The following is a 15087-nucleotide window of genomic DNA, read 5'->3' as shown; positions in this document are numbered from 1 at the left end:
CAGGCGTGATCGATATCAGTGAATCCGTGATGCAGTTCCTTCTGGCGTTGATCGTCGTCGGCCCGCTCCTGGGCGCCGTCGCCGCCCTGCTGCCCGCCCCACCCGGACTGAAGGGGAAGTCACCCGAGCAGGCCGTGCTCCGGCACGGCGTGACCGTCACCGGTACCGTCCTCATCGCCGCGATCGTCCTCGCACTCGGCTTCGACCAGGACCACCCGTCGAGGATGCAGGCCACGACCGACATCAGCTGGATCCCCGCACTCGACGTGCGCATCCACCTCGGCATCGACGGCATCTCCCTCCCCCTCGTGGTCCTGACCGCGCTGCTGACCTTCCTTTGCGCGCTCTACTCGTACTTCAACCCGCCCGCGGGCCCGTCCCCGAAGGCCTTCGTCGCACTGCTGCTCGTCCTGGAGTCCGGCACCCTCGCCACCTTCGCCGTCCTCGACCTGCTGCTGTTCTTCCTCGCGTTCGAAACCGTGCTCATCCCGATGTACTTCCTCATCGCCCGCTGGGGCGGCGAGGGACGGAACCGGGCCGCCTGGAAGTTCATCCTCTTCACCCTGCTCGGCTCCGTCGTCATGCTCCTCGGCCTGCTCCTGATCGGAATCAAGGCGGGCACGTTCGACATGGTGGCACTCGCCACTGACAACGGCCGGTCGCTGACCACGTCCGTGCAGGTCATCGCCGTTCTGGCGATCGGGCTCGGACTCGCGGTCAAGACCCCGATGTGGCCCCTGCACAGCTGGCTGCCGGACGCTCACACCGCCGCGCCGACCGTCGGCTCGGTGATGCTGGCCGGCGTCCTGCTGAAGATGGGCACGTACGGGTTCGTCCGGATCCTGCTGCCGGTAGCGCCGGACGGCTTGCGCACCTTCGCGCCCTACCTGGCCGCCTTCGCCGTCGTCGGGATCATCTACGGGTCCCTGGCCTGCCTGAACCTCGCCAAACGGGGCGTGCGGGGCGACCTCAAACGACTGATCGCCTACTCCTCCGTCGGCCACATGGGCTTCGTCCTGCTCGGTATCGCCACCATGACCCCGACCGGCGTCAACGGCGCGCTGTTCGCCAACATCGCCCACGGCCTCATCACCGGCCTGCTGTTCTTCCTGGTCGGCGGCCTCAAGGACCGCACCGGCACCACCGACCTCGACACCCTCTCCGAGGACACCGGTGCCGCGGTGTACGGCAGGGCGCCGCGCCTCGGCGGGCTGCTGGCGTTCGCCGCCGTCGCCTCGCTCGGGCTGCCCGGACTCGCGGGCTTCTGGGGCGAGATGCTCGCCCTGTTCGGCGCGTTCGAGCCCGCCGCCGGCCTGAGCCGCCCGGCCTTCCTGACCTTCATGGCGATCGCTGCCTTCGGCACCCTGCTGACCGCCGCGTACATGCTGACCGTGGTCCGCCGTGTCTGCATGGGCGCCACCCCGCGGGACATGCCGGAACTCGCCGACGTCCGCACGTACGAGTTCGCGGCCTGGACCCCGCTCGTCGCCCTCACCGTCGTCGCCGGACTGTGGCCCAGGGCCCTGCTCGGCCTGACCGACCCGGCCGTCCAGCAGCTCCTCGCAGGAGGCACCCGATGAGCGCCCTGGCCCAGCCCCTGGCCGCGACCCTCGTCCAGTCGGTCGACTGGCTCGCCATCGCCCCGCCGACCCTCACGGCGGTCGTCGGTCTCGCGGTCCTGGTCGCCGACCTGTTCGTGCCCGAGGCCAGGAAACCGCTCCTCGGCCGGGTGTCGGTCGCCGGACTCGCCGCGGCCGCCGCCCTGCTGCTCCCCCTCCTGGACCACGACCGCAGCACCTTCTGCCTGACCGGCGCCGCGCACGCGTGCAGCTACACCGCCGACCGGTTCACTCTGGTCGTGCAGTTCCTGGTCCTCGGCGGCGCCCTGCTCACGGCGCTGCTGTCCCTCACCACCCTGAAGGACGGCAGGAGCCGCTACCCCCAGGGCGAGTTCTGGTTCCTGCTGCTCTCCTCGGCCGCCGGTGCCGCCCTGCTCCCCGCCGCACGCGACCTCGCCACCCTCGTCGTCGCCCTGGAGGTCGCCTCCCTGCCCGCCTTCGCCCTCGTCGGCATCCGCCACGGCGACAGGCGGTCCTCCGAAGCGGCCCTCAAGTTCTTCCTGTCCTCGGTGACCGCCACCGCCGTCAGCCTCATGGGCATCAGCTTCGTGTACGCCACGACCGGCAGCCTCTACCTCACCCAGGTCGCCGAGCGCATCCAGCACGTCGACGGACAACTGCACACCCTCGCTCAGACGGGTGTCGTCCTCACCCTTGTGGGCTTCGCCTTCAAGACAGCCGCGGTCCCGTTCCACTTCTGGGTGCCCGACACCTACGTCGGGGCTCCCCTCCCGATCGCCGCCTACCTGTCGGTCGTCGGCAAGGCCGTCGGCTTCTCCGGCCTGATCCTGATCACCGTCGTCGCCTTCCCGTCGTACGCCGACATCTGGGGGCCCGCGCTCGCCGTCCTGGCCGCTCTCACCATGACCGCCGGCAACGCGGCGGCCCTGCGCCAGCAGGCCACGCGCGCGTACAGCGCGGTACGACTGCTCGCCTGGTCGTCGGTGGGCCAGGCGGGCTACCTACTGGTGCCGATCGCCGCCGCCGGATACACCGACGCCCCCGGGAAGGCCGTCGGCTCCACCATCGCCTACGCCCTCATGTACGCGGCCGTGAACCTCGGCGCCTTCGCGGTGGCCGCCCTGGTCGGCCGCACCCGCCAGCTGAACCGTGTCTCCGACTACCGCGGCCTGTACGCCAGAAACCCGCTCACCGCGCTGCTCCTGGCGTTCTTCCTGCTGTGCCTGGCCGGACTCCCGCCCGGCGTCATCGGACTGTTCGCGAAAGTCACCGTCTTCTCGACGGCCGTCGACGCGGGCCTGGGCTGGCTGGCCGTCATCATGGCGGTCAACGTGGTGATCGCCCTCTTCTACTACCTCCAGTGGACGACCCTGCTGTTCCGCGCCCCCGAGGGCGAGCCGGCCAAGCACCCCCTCCCGGCTCCTCTCACCGCCGCGCTCGCCCTCACCGGCGCCCTCGGCATCGCGCTGTCCGGAGCGCCGCAGCTGGTGCTGCGCTTCGCCGCCACAGGCCTGTTCTGACGTCCTCCAGGCGGGTGGAACCGTGCCCGCACGCGCGCGTGAGTCCGCGCCCGCACGCGCCCGGCCGTCCTCACCCGGACGGCTCACACGGCGCACAGCGGGCACAAGGGAACTAGTGGCCACCGCCTGGCGTTGACCAGTTCGGGAAGGTCCACTGGACGTGACACCACGACACCAGAGGCATCGCGGACCGGAAGGCAGCAGCGCAGGCAAAGGGTTCCCCTGCCGCACGACTTGGAGGGCGTACCGTGCACCGCCGGCACAACGGACTCAGGACCGCAGTTCTCCTCGGGGGACTGTCGGCACTCATCATCGTCATCGGCAGCTTCTTCGGCCGGACGGGTCTGATCGTCGCGGTCCTCGTCGCCCTCGGCACGAACGCGTACGCGTACTGGAACAGCGACAAACTGGCGCTACGCGCGATGCGCGCCCGCCCGGTGAGCGAGTTCGAGGCCCCGGCCCTGTACCGGATGGTGCGCGAGCTCTCCACCCAGGCACGCCAGCCCATGCCCCGCCTGTACATCTCGCCCACGGAGGCGCCCAACGCCTTCGCCACCGGCCGCAACCCGCGCAACGCCGCCGTGTGCTGCACGGAGGGCATCATGCGCATCCTCGACGAGCGTGAACTGCGCGGAGTCATCGGCCATGAGCTCAGCCATGTCTACAACCGGGACATCCTCATCTCGTCGGTGGCCGGCGCACTCGCCTCCGTGATCATGTTCCTGGTCAACTTCGCCTGGCTGATCCCGGTCGGCCGTTCGGACGACGACGACGGCCCGGGCTTCCTCGGCCTGCTGTTGATCATGATCCTGGGTCCGCTCGCCGCCTCCCTCATCCAACTCGCCATCAGCCGTTCCCGGGAGTACGAGGCGGACGCCTCCGGAGCCCAGCTCACCGGCGACCCGCTCGCCCTGGCCAGCGCGTTGCACAAGCTGGAGGCCGGTACCAAGCAGCTTCCGCTGCCCCCGGAGCCCCGCATCGAAACCGCGAGCCACATGATGATCGCGAACCCCTTCCGGCCGGGCCAGGGCCTGTCCAAGATGTTCTCGACGCACCCGCCCATGGCGGAACGGATCGCCCGGCTGGAGAAGATGGCAGGCCGCCCCCGGTGAGGACCACCCTGAGGCCGCAGACCCAGAAGACGCGGCTGTGGCCGACGCAGTAGCAGTAGGTTCCAACCCCGGGCCTGCGCGGATGCGTTGACGCATCCGCGCAGGCCCGGGGCGTGCCCGTGGGGAACGATCAGCGTCCTGCGAATCCCTGGTCCGTGGGTACTACCTCGCGCCCCAGCGGCATGAGTGAGATCGGGATGAGCTTCAGGTTGGCCCACCCGAACGGGATGCCGATGATCGACAGGAACAGCGGGATGCTCGTGATCAGGTGTGCCAGGGCCAGCCACCACCCCGCGAAGATCACCCAGATCACGTTGCCGATGACGGACCCGGCGCCGGCGTCGGGCCGTTCCACGGTCGTCCGCCCGAACGGCCACAGGACGTAGCCGGCGATGCGCAGGGACGCGACGCCGAACGGGATGGTGATGATCAGGACGAAGCAGATCAGCGCTGCGATCAGGTAGCCGAGTGCCATCCAGAAGCCGCAGAAGACGAGCCACAGGATGTTGAGCAGCAGGTTGAACACCTTCATGGTCGGTACCCTCTCCAGGTCACTCCGTCGGCATGCCTGCTGCCACAAGTATCAGCCGGTCAGGCGTCCGGACGAAAGCGCAGCACCCTTGTAGCGTGATTGGGAACGTCCCGAGACGAGGAACGTCGGCGGCACGTCGTCCACAGCCCCGCCCCGTTGTCAGTGCCGCCCTGCATCATGAAGCCATGACCGAGATCGAGCAGTTGCTGGCACGGGTGACCGCGAAGGCCCGTAACTCCCCTCCATGGGGCTGGCCTTCGCTGCCCGCGCCCGTCGACGCAGCCACGCTCGACCGCGCTCGGGAGGCCCTGGGCTTCCCCCTGCCACCCCTTCTCGCCGCGCTCTACCGGCGGGTGGGGGACGGCGGCTTCGGCCCGTCCTACGGTCTGCTCCCCCTGCTCGACGCCGCACCCTCCGGCGAACCGGCCGCCGTCGCCCAGTACCTCACCAACCGGGCAAGCGGCCGCAAGGACCCGGAGTGGCCCTGGCCCGAGGGCGTGCTGCCGATATCCCACTGGGGCTGCGGCATGTACGCGTGCGTGGACTGCAGCACCCCGCAGGCCACCGTCCTGCTCTACGAGCCGAACGCCGACGACGCGGACGGCGCCTGGTTCGTGGACGCGCCCACCCTCACCGACTGGCTGCACGTCTGGCTGGCCGGTACGGGCTGGTACGAGGAGACCGACGAGGGCACCGATCTCGCGCCCTGGACCGACTTCCGCAGGCGCACCGCCCCGGAACAGGCCACCTGACAGCCGGTGACCAACAGCCGGTGACCAGTGGAGGCCCGGTTCCGCCGACCGGCGCCCCCGGCCTACCTTCCCGTCACCCACCGTCGTACGGCGTACGCCACCGCGCCCACCGCCAGTACCGCCGCCCCCGCCTCCACCGCTGCTGTCGGCAGCGCGAACGCGAGGGTCGCGCAGCCCAGCAGGCCGACCACCGGGACCACACGGGCGCGCGGGGCCGGGTCGAGCGTCCATGCCGAGGCGTTGGCCACCGCGTAGTACGCCAGCACACCGAAGGAGGAGAAACCGATGGCGCCCCGGACATCCGCTGCCGCCGCCACCACGGCGACCACCGCGCCGACGGCCAGCTCCGCGCGGTGCGGGACCCGGAAACGAGGATGCACAGCGGCCAGCGCAGAAGGCAGATGGCCGTCGCGGGCCATGGCGAGCGTCGTACGCGACACCCCCAGGATCAGGGCGAGCAGCGAGCCGAGCGCGGCCACCGCGGCCCCCGCCCGCACCACCGGAACCAAAGCCGGCGCCCCGGCTGCCCGCACCGCGTCCGCCAGCGGCGCGGCCGCCCGTCCGAGCCCGTCCGCGCCCAGCACCGAGAGCGCCGCCACGGCCACGCACGCGTACACGACCAGGGCGATGCCCAGGGCCACGGGAATCGCGCGTGGGATCGTGCGGGCCGGGTCGCGCACCTCCTCACCGAGGGTCGCGATCCGTGCGTACCCGGCGAACGCGAAGAACAGCAGACCGGCCCCCTGAAGGACCCCGCCCACGCCCGATGACAGGCCGATGCCCAGGCTCCCGGCGTCCGCCCGTCCGGACGTCAGACAGACGGCCACCACGGCGGCCAGGACCGCCAGCACCACTGCCACGATCACCCGGGTCAGCCAGGCCGACTTCTGGATGCCGCCGTAGTTCACGGCGGTCAGCGCCACCACGGCCGCGACCGCCACGGCATGCGCCTGGCCGGGCCAGACGTAGACGCCGACGGTGAGGGCCATCGCCGCGCAGGACGCCGTCTTCCCGACGACGAACGACCAGCCCGCGAGGTACCCCCAGAAGGCGCCGAGCCGCTCCCTGCCGTAGACGTAGGTGCCGCCGGACTGTGGGTAGCGGGCGGCGAGGCGGGCCGAGGACATGGCGTTGCAGTAGGCGACCAGGGCAGCCGCGGCCAGTCCCGGCAGGAGCCCCGACCCGGCCGCGTGGGCCGCCGGACCCAGCGCCGAGAACACACCGGCACCGATCATCGCGCCGAGTCCCACGACCACCGCATCGCGCACGCCCAGCGTGCGGCGCAGGTCCGCGGGCGAGGAAGTCATGCGCCGCACCCTACTGTTTGCCGCAACCGCCCGGCATCGCCGAAGCGTCCTGGTCATCGACAGAGCGCGAACAGTCGCGTGACGGACATCTGCGGATGGCTCGCACAGCCGGTCCGGCAGTCGGCCGGGATGGAGATCACAGGGTCGGAACAGTGCGGACACAGCGCGGAAGGGCAGGTTCAGGACATGGGCATCATCAGTTGGATCATCCTGGGACTGTTGGCCGGCGCCATCGCCAAGTTCCTGCTGCCGGGTCGCGATCCCGGCGGTTTCATCGGCACGACCCTCATCGGCATCGTGGGTGCGTTCCTCGGCGGCTGGATCTCGGCCCGGTGGCTGGACCACCCCTTCACCAAGGACTTCTACGACGGCACGACCTGGCTGGCGGCGATCGGCGGCTCGCTGGTGCTGTTGATCGCCTATCGACTCCTGTTCGGGAACTCGCGCGACTGAGGACCGTGCCCCCCGACGACGGACGAGAGGGTGGGCGCCAAGGGGCGCCCACCCTCTCGCATGCCCCGGCCGGTCCTGACTACCGGTAGTTCACGAACTGGAGGGCGAAGTCGAAGTCCTGGCCCTTCAGGAGCGCGATCACGGCCTGGAGGTCATCACGGCTCTTCGAGCTGACGCGCAGCTCGTCACCCTGGACCTGGGCCTTCACGCCCTTGGGGCCCTCGTCACGGATGACCTTCGCGACCTTCTTGGCGTTCTCCTGGGAGATGCCCTCCTCGATCGACGCGAAGATCTTGTACTCCTTGCCGGAGAGCTGCGGCTCGCCCGCGTCCAGCGCCTTCAGCGAGATGCCACGCTTGATCAGCTTCGACTGGAAGACATCGAGGATCGCCTTGACCCGTTCCTCGGAGTTCGCCTGCATCAGGATCTTCTCGCCGGACCAGGAGATCGAGGCGTCCACGCCCTTGAAGTCGTAGCGCTGCGAGACCTCCTTGGCGGCCTGGTTGAGGGCGTTGTCGACCTCCTGCCGCTCGACCTTCGAGACGATGTCGAAACTGGAGTCGGCCATGTCCTGTGGCTCCTTGTATCGGGGGTATCGGGATGCGTTCCGGCGCGTCGAGGCGGCCGTCGGGCCCGGTGCGGAGACCGGGGCGCATCCGCACCAGCCTAGCCACCCCACGTCCCGTGGGCGCCGATCAATCGGGTGGCGGAGCACCCCTCGGGATCGGGTATTGTTTACGTCGTTGCCAGGGAGCGCCGCGGAAAAGCGGTTCGACTTGGCGGCAAACCCCGGCGGTGTGCCCGAGCGGCCAAAGGGAGCAGACTGTAAATCTGCCGGCTCAGCCTTCCCAGGTTCGAATCCTGGCGCCGCCACTTCGGGGAAGACCCCTTCTGGACTGCGGAAACGCAGATCAGGAGGGGTCTTTTCGTGTGTATGGGCCATGCCGAAGGGCAGCGGGACATGCCAGCGTGACATGTTTCACGCCAGGTGCCCGGTCGTGCCGGTGGCGGATGGACACCGGTGAGGGCGCGTCACCCCGGCGAGCCCCGCAGCCCCCGGTACGCGCGCCGCGCCCCGGGCACACTGAAACACATGTCCTTCCGTCGCAGAACCTGTCCGGTGTGCCACCGCGAAATCGCCGTCGTCGCGGGTCGCTTCGCACGGCACGACCCGCCCGGGGCGCGCGAGACCGGCGACCTGGTCTCCTGCGCCGGCTCGCGGCGGCAAGCGCAACTCGGGGCGGCGCAGCCTTCGTTGGACGGATATGTGGTGCCGGACTTCCCGGGGCAGCTGCCGCTGTTCTGAGCGCTCCGAGCGGCAGCCGTCACCAGCACGAACGGGCGGGCGGCGAGGTCAGTTCCCGGCCACCGACTTCACAGCCACCGCGACCGGCACCGACCCGCCGATCAGCTCCAGGGTCAGTCCGGCCGTCGCCGAGGTGTCCACCAACTCCGCCAGCACGGCGGCCACATCGTCGCGCGTGACCGCACCCCGGCCCGTGTGCGCCTCCAGACGCACCAGGCCCGTGCCCGGCTCGTCCGTCAGCGCACCAGGGCGCAGGACGGTCCAGTCCAGGGCGTCCTGCCGGGTGACATGGGCGTCGGCCGCCCCCTTGGCCCGCAGGTACACGTCGAAGACGTCGTCGCCCCTGTGCTGCGGATCCGCGCCCATCGAGGAGACGACCACGAACCTGCGTACGCCCGCGCGCACGGCCGCGTCCGCGAACAACACCGCCGCGTCCTTGTCCACCGTCTCCTTGCGGGCCGAGCCACTGCCGGGACCCGCTCCCGCCGCGAACACCGCGGCGTCCGCCCCTTCCAGGTGTGCCGCAACCTCCTCGACCGAGGCCGACTCCAGGTCGAGCAGCACCGGTTCGGCGCCGGCCGCCCGCAGTTCGTCGCCCTGCTCGGCCTTCCGGATGATCCCCGCGACCTCGTCCCCACGCGCGGAGAGCAGCCGCTCCAACCGCAACGCGATCTGACCATGACCACCAGCGATGACAATGCGCATGTTTCCGACCGTACGCCCGAAGCCCCGCATCCGCCGCACGACTTCATACGCCCCACACGTACGCGTGGTCCTGCGGAGGCATCTCCCGCGGTAGCTCCCACGGGGGCCGAGCTTGCTCCTGCGCGCGCGTCTCGTGCGCCGTGCGCTCCCGCGTATCCGCCGACCCGCCGACCCGCCGAGGGTTCGCGCCTGCGCTCCCGCCGACACGCCGAGGTTCGTGCCTGCGCTCCCCCCCGCACGCCGAGGCTCACGCCTGCACCCCCGCGCCTTCCCGGCCCCGCAAGCGCTCCGCGCAGCCCAGGTGCCCCTCGGAGCGTACCCACGCGCCCGCCCACGCCGTACGCCACCTCACCTCGCGCGAAGCGCGCCCGCCGCGTCTCGGCACACGCTCTTCCAGCCCTCCGGCACGCGCTTTCTCCGCTCGCGCTCTCAACTCACCCCTCCTCAGGACAACTCTCCCCGCCCCTGCCGCGGCAGCCCCAGTTCCGCGGCCACCGCCGAGTTGCAGTACTCGCGGACCGCGCTCGTGCGTGCCACCACGCGCCCCCGGTGCACCACGATCCGGCTGTAGGCGAGGGAGAGCGCGCCCGCCAGGTGGTCACCGCGTACGGCGAGCAGCTCGGCGGGAAAGCCGGCCTCGACGCGCACCTCGGGGAGGCCGAGGGCCGCGCGCGCGGACGCGCTCACGGCGTCGTAGGCGTCCTCCGGGCGCAGACCGTGGCGGGAAGCCAGGAGGTAGGCCGCTTCGAGGGGATCGCCGCGGCCGACGGGGTTCGAGAGGTCGCGCAGGGCTCCGCTGCCGGCGGCGACCCGCACCCCGGCCGCGCGCAACAGCCGTAGCGGAGCGGTACCGCGCCGGTCGACGGAACCGCAGCCGCCCTGGGGCATGCACACCACCGTGACGCCCGCCGCGGCGAGTTGGTCCGCGACCCGGGCCGCCGCCTCGGCGGGCAGGCGCGCGAGCCCGGCGCACGGGCCGAGGGTCACGCCGGGGCGCATGCCGCCCGCCATGGCCGCGAGCCTGGCCAGCCGGGCGGGGTCGGCCGCGTCGGTGTGCAGGTCGACCGGACAGCCGTGCTCGGAGGCGACCTCCAGCACGGCCTCCGCGTAGCCCGTGGGGTCGGGGTCGAGGTCGGGGCAGCCACCCACCACGGACGCCCCCATCTTCGCGGCGTCCCGCAGCATCGCGAGTCCGTCGGCACCCGCGACCCCGGTCAGCACGCGCGGCATCGCGACGGCCGTGAGCTCGGCGAGCCCGCGCAGCGAGCGGCGGGCCTGGAGGACCGCGGCCAGTGCGCCCAGCCCCTGGACGTCGCCCACGCGCACGTGCGCGCGCACGGCCGTCGCCCCGTGCCCGAGCTGGAGCAGGGCCGCCTCGGTGGCACGGCGCTGGACGTCCTCGGGCTCGTACGTGACGGGGCCGTCGTGCTCGGCGGAGAGCGCGGTGTCCGCGTGGGCGTGTGGTTCGGCCGGGGCCGGGAGGAGGAGGTAGCCGCTGAGGTCCACGCGCGCGCCGCCCGCGCGGGCGAGGCCGGACGCGAGGCTGCCGGCCGTGCCGACCGCCTCGATGCGCCCGCCGCCCAGCCGTACGTCCACGGTCCGGCCGTCGGTGAGCCGCGCGCCGCACAGGAGGAGCGCGGCCGGGTCGGAGTGGCCCGAGGAACCCGAGGAGTTGGACGACGACGAGGGCGGCTGCGGCTGGCTGTCGGGCATCGCGCTCCAGGAAGGTCGGTCCAGGCGGGGGACTCAAGATCACACAGAGTGAGTCGAGCCTAGGCCGGTGGCGGCCGCGGGGCCGGGAGGAGCGCAATAGTCGTACCGGTGCCGTCGGACCTGCGAGGACCGGTTCGGGCACGCGCGCGTGGCGAGCGTCGGAAGGGGCCCGAGGGGCTGCCGGGAGCCGGCTGCGAGCCGGGCGGAACGGGCCGGGAAGGGCGGCGGGAAACGGATTTGGGTGAACGGCGGCCGAGCGTGTAATGTCTTCATCGCTCGCCCCAATAGCTCAGTCGGCAGAGCGTCTCCATGGTAAGGAGAAGGTCTACGGTTCGATTCCGTATTGGGGCTCTGGTGTGAGAGGTCCCGCCGCAAGGCGGGGCCGATCTCATCAAAGCGGTGTAGCTCAGTCGGTAGAGCAAGCGGCTCATAATCGCTGTGTCACCGGTTCAAGTCCGGTCACCGCTACTGACAGTAGCCGATTGCGGGGTCGGTCCTTCGATCGGCTACTCTTTCTTGCGTTGTATCAAGTCCATCCGTTCGTCTTAGGAGCACTCACGTGGCTGCCACCGACGTCCGCCCGAAGATCACGCTGGCCTGCGTGGAGTGCAAGGAGCGGAACTACATCACCAAGAAGAACCGGCGTAACAACCCGGACCGTCTTGAGATGAAGAAGCACTGCCCGCGTTGCAATGCGCACACCGCGCACCGCGAAACGCGATAACTACAGGCTCGTTCGTGAGGCCGTCCCCGGTTCGGGGGCGGCCTCACGGCGTTTCGGCAGCCGGCTTTCCCGCTAGTTTGTGGGGCAGCACAGCAGACATCAGGAGGTGCCGGGCCAATGGCGCTCGACCAGTCCTTCGTGGGACGGACCTACCCGCCCACCGAGCCCTACGAGGTGGGCCGGGAGAAGATCCGTGAGTTCGCCGAGGCGGTGGGCGACACCAACCCCGTGTACACGGACCCGGAAGCCGCCAAGGCGCTCGGCTATTCCGATGTGATCGCCCCGCCGACTTTTGTCTTCTCGATCACTTTCCGGGCGGCCGGACAGGTTGTCGAGGACCCGCAGCTCGGCCTGGACTACAGCCGGGTCGTGCACGGCGACCAGAAGTTCGCCTACCGGCGCCCGGTGCGCGCCGGCGACCGGCTGAGCGTCACCTCGAGCATCGAGGCCGTCAAGTCGCTCGCGGGCAACGACATCATCGACATCCGCGGAGACGTCCACGACGAGGCGGGTGAGCTCGTGGTGAGCGCGCTCACCAAGCTGGTGGCCCGCGCGGCGGACGCGGCAGAAGGCGAGGCGTGAGGATCCGATGACGGCGAAGATCGCGTACGAGGACGTCGAGGTCGGCACCGAACTGCCGGCGCAGACCTTTCCCGTGACCCGCGCCACCCTGGTGCGCTACGCGGGCGCGTCCGGGGACTTCAACCCCATCCACTGGAACGAGAAGTTCGCCAAGGAGGTCGGGCTGCCGGACGTCATCGCGCACGGCATGTTCACCATGGCCGAGGCGATCCGTGTCGTCACCGACTGGACCGGCGACCCGGGTGCGGTCGTCGACTACGGCGTCCGCTTCACCAAGCCCGTCGTGGTCCCGAACGACGACCAGGGCGCCCTGATCGAGGTCAGCGGCAAGGTCGCGGCCAAGCTCGACGACAACACGGTGCGCGTCGACCTGACGGCGACGAGCGCCGGGCAGAAGGTGTTGGGCATGTCGCGGGCGGTCGTGCGACTCGGCTGAGAGCCGACCGTCCGAAGAAGCGGCAGCGGTGCCGCAGCGCGGGTAAGGAGCGCTCTCCATTGCGGGCGCTCCTTACGCAGTGTGACCATGGTCTGCGCGTCGGCGGGGTCGACTCGGGCTCCTGTCGGCAGCGCAGGTCACCCCTTGACGAAGTTAGTGATTGAGTACTAACTTCCTCGCATGGTCAGGATGACGGCCGAGGAGCGACGTGAGAGCGTCATCCGCGCGGCGATCACCGAGTTCTCGCAGAGGGGCTACTACGGCACCTCCACCGAGGCGATCGCCAAACGGGTCGGGGTCTCGCAGCCGTATCTCTTCCGGCTCTTCCCGGGCAAGAAGGCGATCTTCGGTGCCGCCTCGCTGCTCTGTATCGACGAGATGCGCGAGGTTTTCGAGAAGGCTGCCGAAGGGCTGGAGGGGCAGGAAGCCCTGCACGCCATAGGTGATGCATACGTACAGCTGATCCAGGAGCGGCCGGAGTGGCTCCAGATGCAGATGCAGACGTACATCACCGTCGCGGCCGCGGAGGCGGAGGGTGAGCACGAGTTCGGTGAGCTCGTGCGGGCCGGCTGGACGCGGCTCTGGGACACCGTGCACCTGCTCTCGGGGGCCGACGTCGACCTCACCACGACCTTCCTGGCCAAGGGGATGCTCATCAACACCTACACGGCCATGGGGTTTCCGCCCGAGCACCGGGTCTGGCAGGGGATGTACGACAAGGCCCGGGTGGCCGGACAGCCGGAGAAGCACAGTGGTGAGTGAGGGGGCGGTTCGCCTTTACCGTCTGGGTTTTTCCTGGGCCGAAAAATTAGTGATCAATAACTAACCTACCTTCGCAGGCCGCGCCCTGGGGGAGCGATGTCACAAGAGACCGCACAGCAGACCACTCGGACCGAACGAAAGCCCGCACGTCCCGGCGGTGCCGCATGGGCACTCGTCATCACCGGTGTCGCCGGGTTCATGGCGTCCCTGGACAACCTCGTCGTCACCACCGCCCTGCCCTCCATCCGCAAGGACCTCGGCGGAGCCCTGGACGACCTCGAATGGACCGTGAGCGCCTACACGCTCACCTTCGCCGTCCTGCTCATGTTCGGCGCCGCCCTCGGCGACCGCTTCGGCCGGCGCCGGCTCTTTCTCGTCGGCCTCACCGTCTTCACCGGCGCCTCCGCCGCCGCGGCCCTGGCGCCCGGCATCGACTCCCTGATCGCCGCCCGCGCGGTCCAGGGTGTCGGCGCGGCCATCATGATGCCGCTCACGCTCACCCTGCTGACGGCTGCCGTGCCCGAGGCCAGGCGCGGCATGGCGTACGGCATCTGGGGGGCCGTCAACGGGCTCGCGGTCGCCTCCGGGCCGCTCATCGGCGGCAGCCTCACCGAACACGTGTCCTGGCATTGGATCTTCTGGCTGAACGTCCCGCTCGGTGTCGCCGTACTGCCGTTCGCCCGCCTCCGGCTCGCCGAGTCGTACGGCACCGGTGCCCCACTCGACATACCCGGCACGCTGCTCGCCAGCGGCGGTCTCTTCGGGATCGTCTACGGCCTGGTGCGCGGCCCCGCAGACGGCTGGACCAGCCCCCTCGTGCTCACCGGTCTGTTCGCCGGCACCGCGCTGCTCGCCGGATTCGTGCTCTACGGCAGCCGCGCCAAGAACCCCATGCTGCCGATGCGGCTCTTCCGGTCCCGGGCCTTCTCCGGCATCAACGCGGCCAGCCTGCTGATGTTCCTCGGGATGTTCGGATCGATCTTCCTGCTCAGCCAGTACATGCAGGGCGTGCTCGGCTACTCGCCCACCGAGGCCGGTCTCAGGATGCTGCCCTGGACGGGCATGCCGATGATCGTCGCGCCCGTCGCCGGCATCCTCTCCGACCGGATCGGAGGCCGTCCGGTGGTCGCCGCCGGGCTCTTCCTGCAGGCCGCCGGACTCGGCTACCTGGCCTCCGTGGTCACCGCGCACGCCTCCTACGGGGCCCAGCTGCCCGGCCTCGTCATCAGCGGGATCGGCATGGCCCTGTACTTCGCCCCGGCCGCCAACCTGGTGATGTCCGCCGTACGCCCGCAGGAACAGGGCATCGCCTCCGGCGCCAACAACGCCCTCCGCGAGGTCGGCGGGGCGCTCGGTGTCGCGGTCATGTCGTCGATCTTCTCCGCGCAGGGCGGCTACGCGAGTGCCCAGGACTTCGTGGACGGGCTGCGGCCCGCCCTGGTGACCGGTTCGGCTGCGGTCGCACTGGCCGGGGCCGCCGCACTGCTGATCCCCGGCCGGCGCCGGGGCCTGCGGACCGTCGCAGGGAAGGGGCCCGCGCCGGAGCCCCTGACCGTCGGCAGCTGACGACGCGCGCGTGGGGCCCCGTTCCGGCTCGGGGTGC

The 15087-nt window shown here is 70.6% G+C and carries 16 protein-coding genes and 3 tRNA genes; 14 read left to right on the top strand and 5 right to left on the bottom strand.

Going from position 1 to position 15087, the window contains the following annotated elements; genetic code table 11:
- Window positions 1-5 precede the first annotated feature (5 nt).
- The 3 genes from ABZ646_RS05835 to htpX all read left to right on the top strand — a co-directional run bounded on the left by ABZ646_RS05835 (window position 6) and on the right by htpX (window position 4212).
- Window positions 6-1580, top strand: coding sequence for an NADH-quinone oxidoreductase subunit M (locus ABZ646_RS05835; protein WP_360513319.1), 1575 nt, complete (start codon window positions 6-8; stop codon window positions 1578-1580).
- Window positions 1577-3100, top strand: coding sequence for an NADH-quinone oxidoreductase subunit N (locus ABZ646_RS05830; protein WP_360513317.1), 1524 nt, complete (start codon window positions 1577-1579; stop codon window positions 3098-3100). Before ABZ646_RS05835 ends, ABZ646_RS05830 begins: the two co-directional genes overlap by 4 nt.
- A gap of 248 nt (window positions 3101-3348) precedes the next feature.
- Complete coding sequence (gene htpX / locus ABZ646_RS05825; RefSeq protein WP_360513315.1) at window positions 3349-4212, top strand: zinc metalloprotease HtpX; 864 nt, start codon at window positions 3349-3351, stop codon at window positions 4210-4212.
- Window positions 4213-4342: 130 nt separating this feature from the next.
- Here the strand turns inward: htpX and ABZ646_RS05820 are convergent, their stop codons facing one another.
- Complete coding sequence (locus ABZ646_RS05820) at window positions 4343-4744, bottom strand: YccF domain-containing protein (protein ID WP_360513313.1); 402 nt, start codon at window positions 4742-4744, stop codon at window positions 4343-4345.
- Between the two features lie 185 nt (window positions 4745-4929).
- On the opposite strand from ABZ646_RS05820, the gene ABZ646_RS05815 reads away from it, so the two are divergent.
- Window positions 4930-5496, top strand: coding sequence for an SMI1/KNR4 family protein (locus ABZ646_RS05815; RefSeq protein WP_360513311.1), 567 nt, complete (start codon window positions 4930-4932; stop codon window positions 5494-5496).
- Between the two features lie 62 nt (window positions 5497-5558).
- Here ABZ646_RS05815 and ABZ646_RS05810 read toward each other — a convergent pair whose 3' ends face one another.
- Window positions 5559-6803 carry an amino acid permease gene (locus tag ABZ646_RS05810; protein ID WP_360513309.1) on the bottom strand — a complete coding sequence of 415 codons (1245 nt, stop codon included), beginning with the start codon at window positions 6801-6803 and terminating at the stop codon, window positions 5559-5561.
- A 186-nt stretch (window positions 6804-6989) separates the two neighbouring features.
- On the opposite strand from ABZ646_RS05810, the gene ABZ646_RS05805 reads away from it, so the two are divergent.
- A complete protein-coding gene (locus ABZ646_RS05805) occupies window positions 6990-7256 on the top strand; it encodes a GlsB/YeaQ/YmgE family stress response membrane protein (protein ID WP_132890236.1) in 267 nt (88 codons plus the stop codon).
- 79 nt (window positions 7257-7335) lie between these two features.
- Here the strand turns inward: ABZ646_RS05805 and ABZ646_RS05800 are convergent, their stop codons facing one another.
- On the bottom strand, window positions 7336-7824 hold the full coding sequence (locus ABZ646_RS05800) for a YajQ family cyclic di-GMP-binding protein (RefSeq protein WP_360513307.1): 489 nt from the start codon (window positions 7822-7824) through the stop codon (window positions 7336-7338).
- A gap of 223 nt (window positions 7825-8047) precedes the next feature.
- On the opposite strand from ABZ646_RS05800, the gene ABZ646_RS05795 reads away from it, so the two are divergent.
- Together ABZ646_RS05795 and ABZ646_RS05790 are read left to right on the top strand one after the other, a co-directional pair.
- Window positions 8048-8129 (top strand) — tRNA-Tyr (locus ABZ646_RS05795).
- Between the two features lie 220 nt (window positions 8130-8349).
- Entirely contained in the window at window positions 8350-8562 is a 213-nt protein-coding gene (locus ABZ646_RS05790; RefSeq protein ID WP_360513305.1) for a hypothetical protein, read from the top strand.
- Between the two features lie 48 nt (window positions 8563-8610).
- Here ABZ646_RS05790 and ABZ646_RS05785 read toward each other — a convergent pair whose 3' ends face one another.
- The gene (locus ABZ646_RS05785; RefSeq protein ID WP_360513303.1) at window positions 8611-9267 is read right to left on the bottom strand and encodes an SDR family oxidoreductase; all 657 of its coding nucleotides are present in this window, start codon (window positions 9265-9267) and stop codon (window positions 8611-8613) included.
- Between the two features lie 444 nt (window positions 9268-9711).
- Window positions 9712-10980 (bottom strand): hydrolase, encoded by a 1269-nt coding sequence (locus ABZ646_RS05780; RefSeq protein ID WP_360513301.1) that lies wholly within the window; start codon window positions 10978-10980, stop codon window positions 9712-9714.
- A 278-nt stretch (window positions 10981-11258) separates the two neighbouring features.
- Between ABZ646_RS05780 and ABZ646_RS05775 the strand changes: the two genes are divergently transcribed.
- The 7 genes from ABZ646_RS05775 (at window position 11259) to ABZ646_RS05745 (ending at window position 15050) form a co-directional block, all read left to right on the top strand.
- Window positions 11259-11331, top strand: a tRNA-Thr gene (locus ABZ646_RS05775).
- Window positions 11332-11375: 44 nt separating this feature from the next.
- Window positions 11376-11448: transfer RNA gene (locus ABZ646_RS05770), tRNA-Met, on the top strand.
- Window positions 11449-11539: 91 nt separating this feature from the next.
- Window positions 11540-11704: a 50S ribosomal protein L33 gene (gene rpmG, locus ABZ646_RS05765; protein ID WP_003948671.1), complete on the top strand. Its 165-nt coding sequence runs from the start codon at window positions 11540-11542 to the stop codon at window positions 11702-11704.
- Window positions 11705-11821: 117 nt separating this feature from the next.
- A complete protein-coding gene (locus ABZ646_RS05760) occupies window positions 11822-12286 on the top strand; it encodes a MaoC family dehydratase N-terminal domain-containing protein (RefSeq protein WP_360513299.1) in 465 nt (154 codons plus the stop codon).
- A gap of 7 nt (window positions 12287-12293) precedes the next feature.
- The gene (locus ABZ646_RS05755; protein WP_360513297.1) at window positions 12294-12722 is read left to right on the top strand and encodes a MaoC family dehydratase; all 429 of its coding nucleotides are present in this window, start codon (window positions 12294-12296) and stop codon (window positions 12720-12722) included.
- 180 nt (window positions 12723-12902) lie between these two features.
- A complete protein-coding gene (locus ABZ646_RS05750; RefSeq protein ID WP_360513295.1) occupies window positions 12903-13484 on the top strand; it encodes a TetR/AcrR family transcriptional regulator in 582 nt (193 codons plus the stop codon).
- Window positions 13485-13580: 96 nt separating this feature from the next.
- Window positions 13581-15050, top strand: a complete 1470-nt coding sequence (locus ABZ646_RS05745; protein WP_360513293.1) for an MFS transporter — start codon at window positions 13581-13583, stop codon at window positions 15048-15050.
- Window positions 15051-15087: the final 37 nt, after the last annotated feature.

The sequence above is a fragment of the Streptomyces sp. NPDC007162 genome (assembly GCF_040634175.1).
In the GTDB taxonomy this organism is placed as follows: domain Bacteria; phylum Actinomycetota; class Actinomycetes; order Streptomycetales; family Streptomycetaceae; genus Streptomyces.
The sequence above is the reverse complement of the archived record's forward strand: the minus strand, read 5'-3'. Positions and strand labels throughout refer to the sequence as shown.

Coding starts and splice junctions, on each gene's coding strand:
- ABZ646_RS05750 (WP_360513295.1), top strand. CDS start 12,903: ATGGTCAGGATGACGGCCGAGGAGCGACGTGAGAGCGTCATCCGCGCG.
- ABZ646_RS05805 (WP_132890236.1), top strand. CDS start 6,990: ATGGGCATCATCAGTTGGATCATCCTGGGACTGTTGGCCGGCGCCATC.
- ABZ646_RS05755 (WP_360513297.1), top strand. CDS start 12,294: ATGACGGCGAAGATCGCGTACGAGGACGTCGAGGTCGGCACCGAACTG.
- ABZ646_RS05785 (WP_360513303.1), bottom strand. CDS start 9,267: ATGCGCATTGTCATCGCTGGTGGTCATGGTCAGATCGCGTTGCGGTTG.
- ABZ646_RS05780 (WP_360513301.1), bottom strand. CDS start 10,980: ATGCCCGACAGCCAGCCGCAGCCGCCCTCGTCGTCGTCCAACTCCTCG.
- ABZ646_RS05745 (WP_360513293.1), top strand. CDS start 13,581: ATGTCACAAGAGACCGCACAGCAGACCACTCGGACCGAACGAAAGCCC.
- ABZ646_RS05800 (WP_360513307.1), bottom strand. CDS start 7,824: ATGGCCGACTCCAGTTTCGACATCGTCTCGAAGGTCGAGCGGCAGGAG.
- ABZ646_RS05790 (WP_360513305.1), top strand. CDS start 8,350: ATGTCCTTCCGTCGCAGAACCTGTCCGGTGTGCCACCGCGAAATCGCC.
- ABZ646_RS05760 (WP_360513299.1), top strand. CDS start 11,822: ATGGCGCTCGACCAGTCCTTCGTGGGACGGACCTACCCGCCCACCGAG.
- ABZ646_RS05830 (WP_360513317.1), top strand. CDS start 1,577: ATGAGCGCCCTGGCCCAGCCCCTGGCCGCGACCCTCGTCCAGTCGGTC.
- ABZ646_RS05810 (WP_360513309.1), bottom strand. CDS start 6,803: ATGACTTCCTCGCCCGCGGACCTGCGCCGCACGCTGGGCGTGCGCGAT.
- ABZ646_RS05820 (WP_360513313.1), bottom strand. CDS start 4,744: ATGAAGGTGTTCAACCTGCTGCTCAACATCCTGTGGCTCGTCTTCTGC.
- ABZ646_RS05815 (WP_360513311.1), top strand. CDS start 4,930: ATGACCGAGATCGAGCAGTTGCTGGCACGGGTGACCGCGAAGGCCCGT.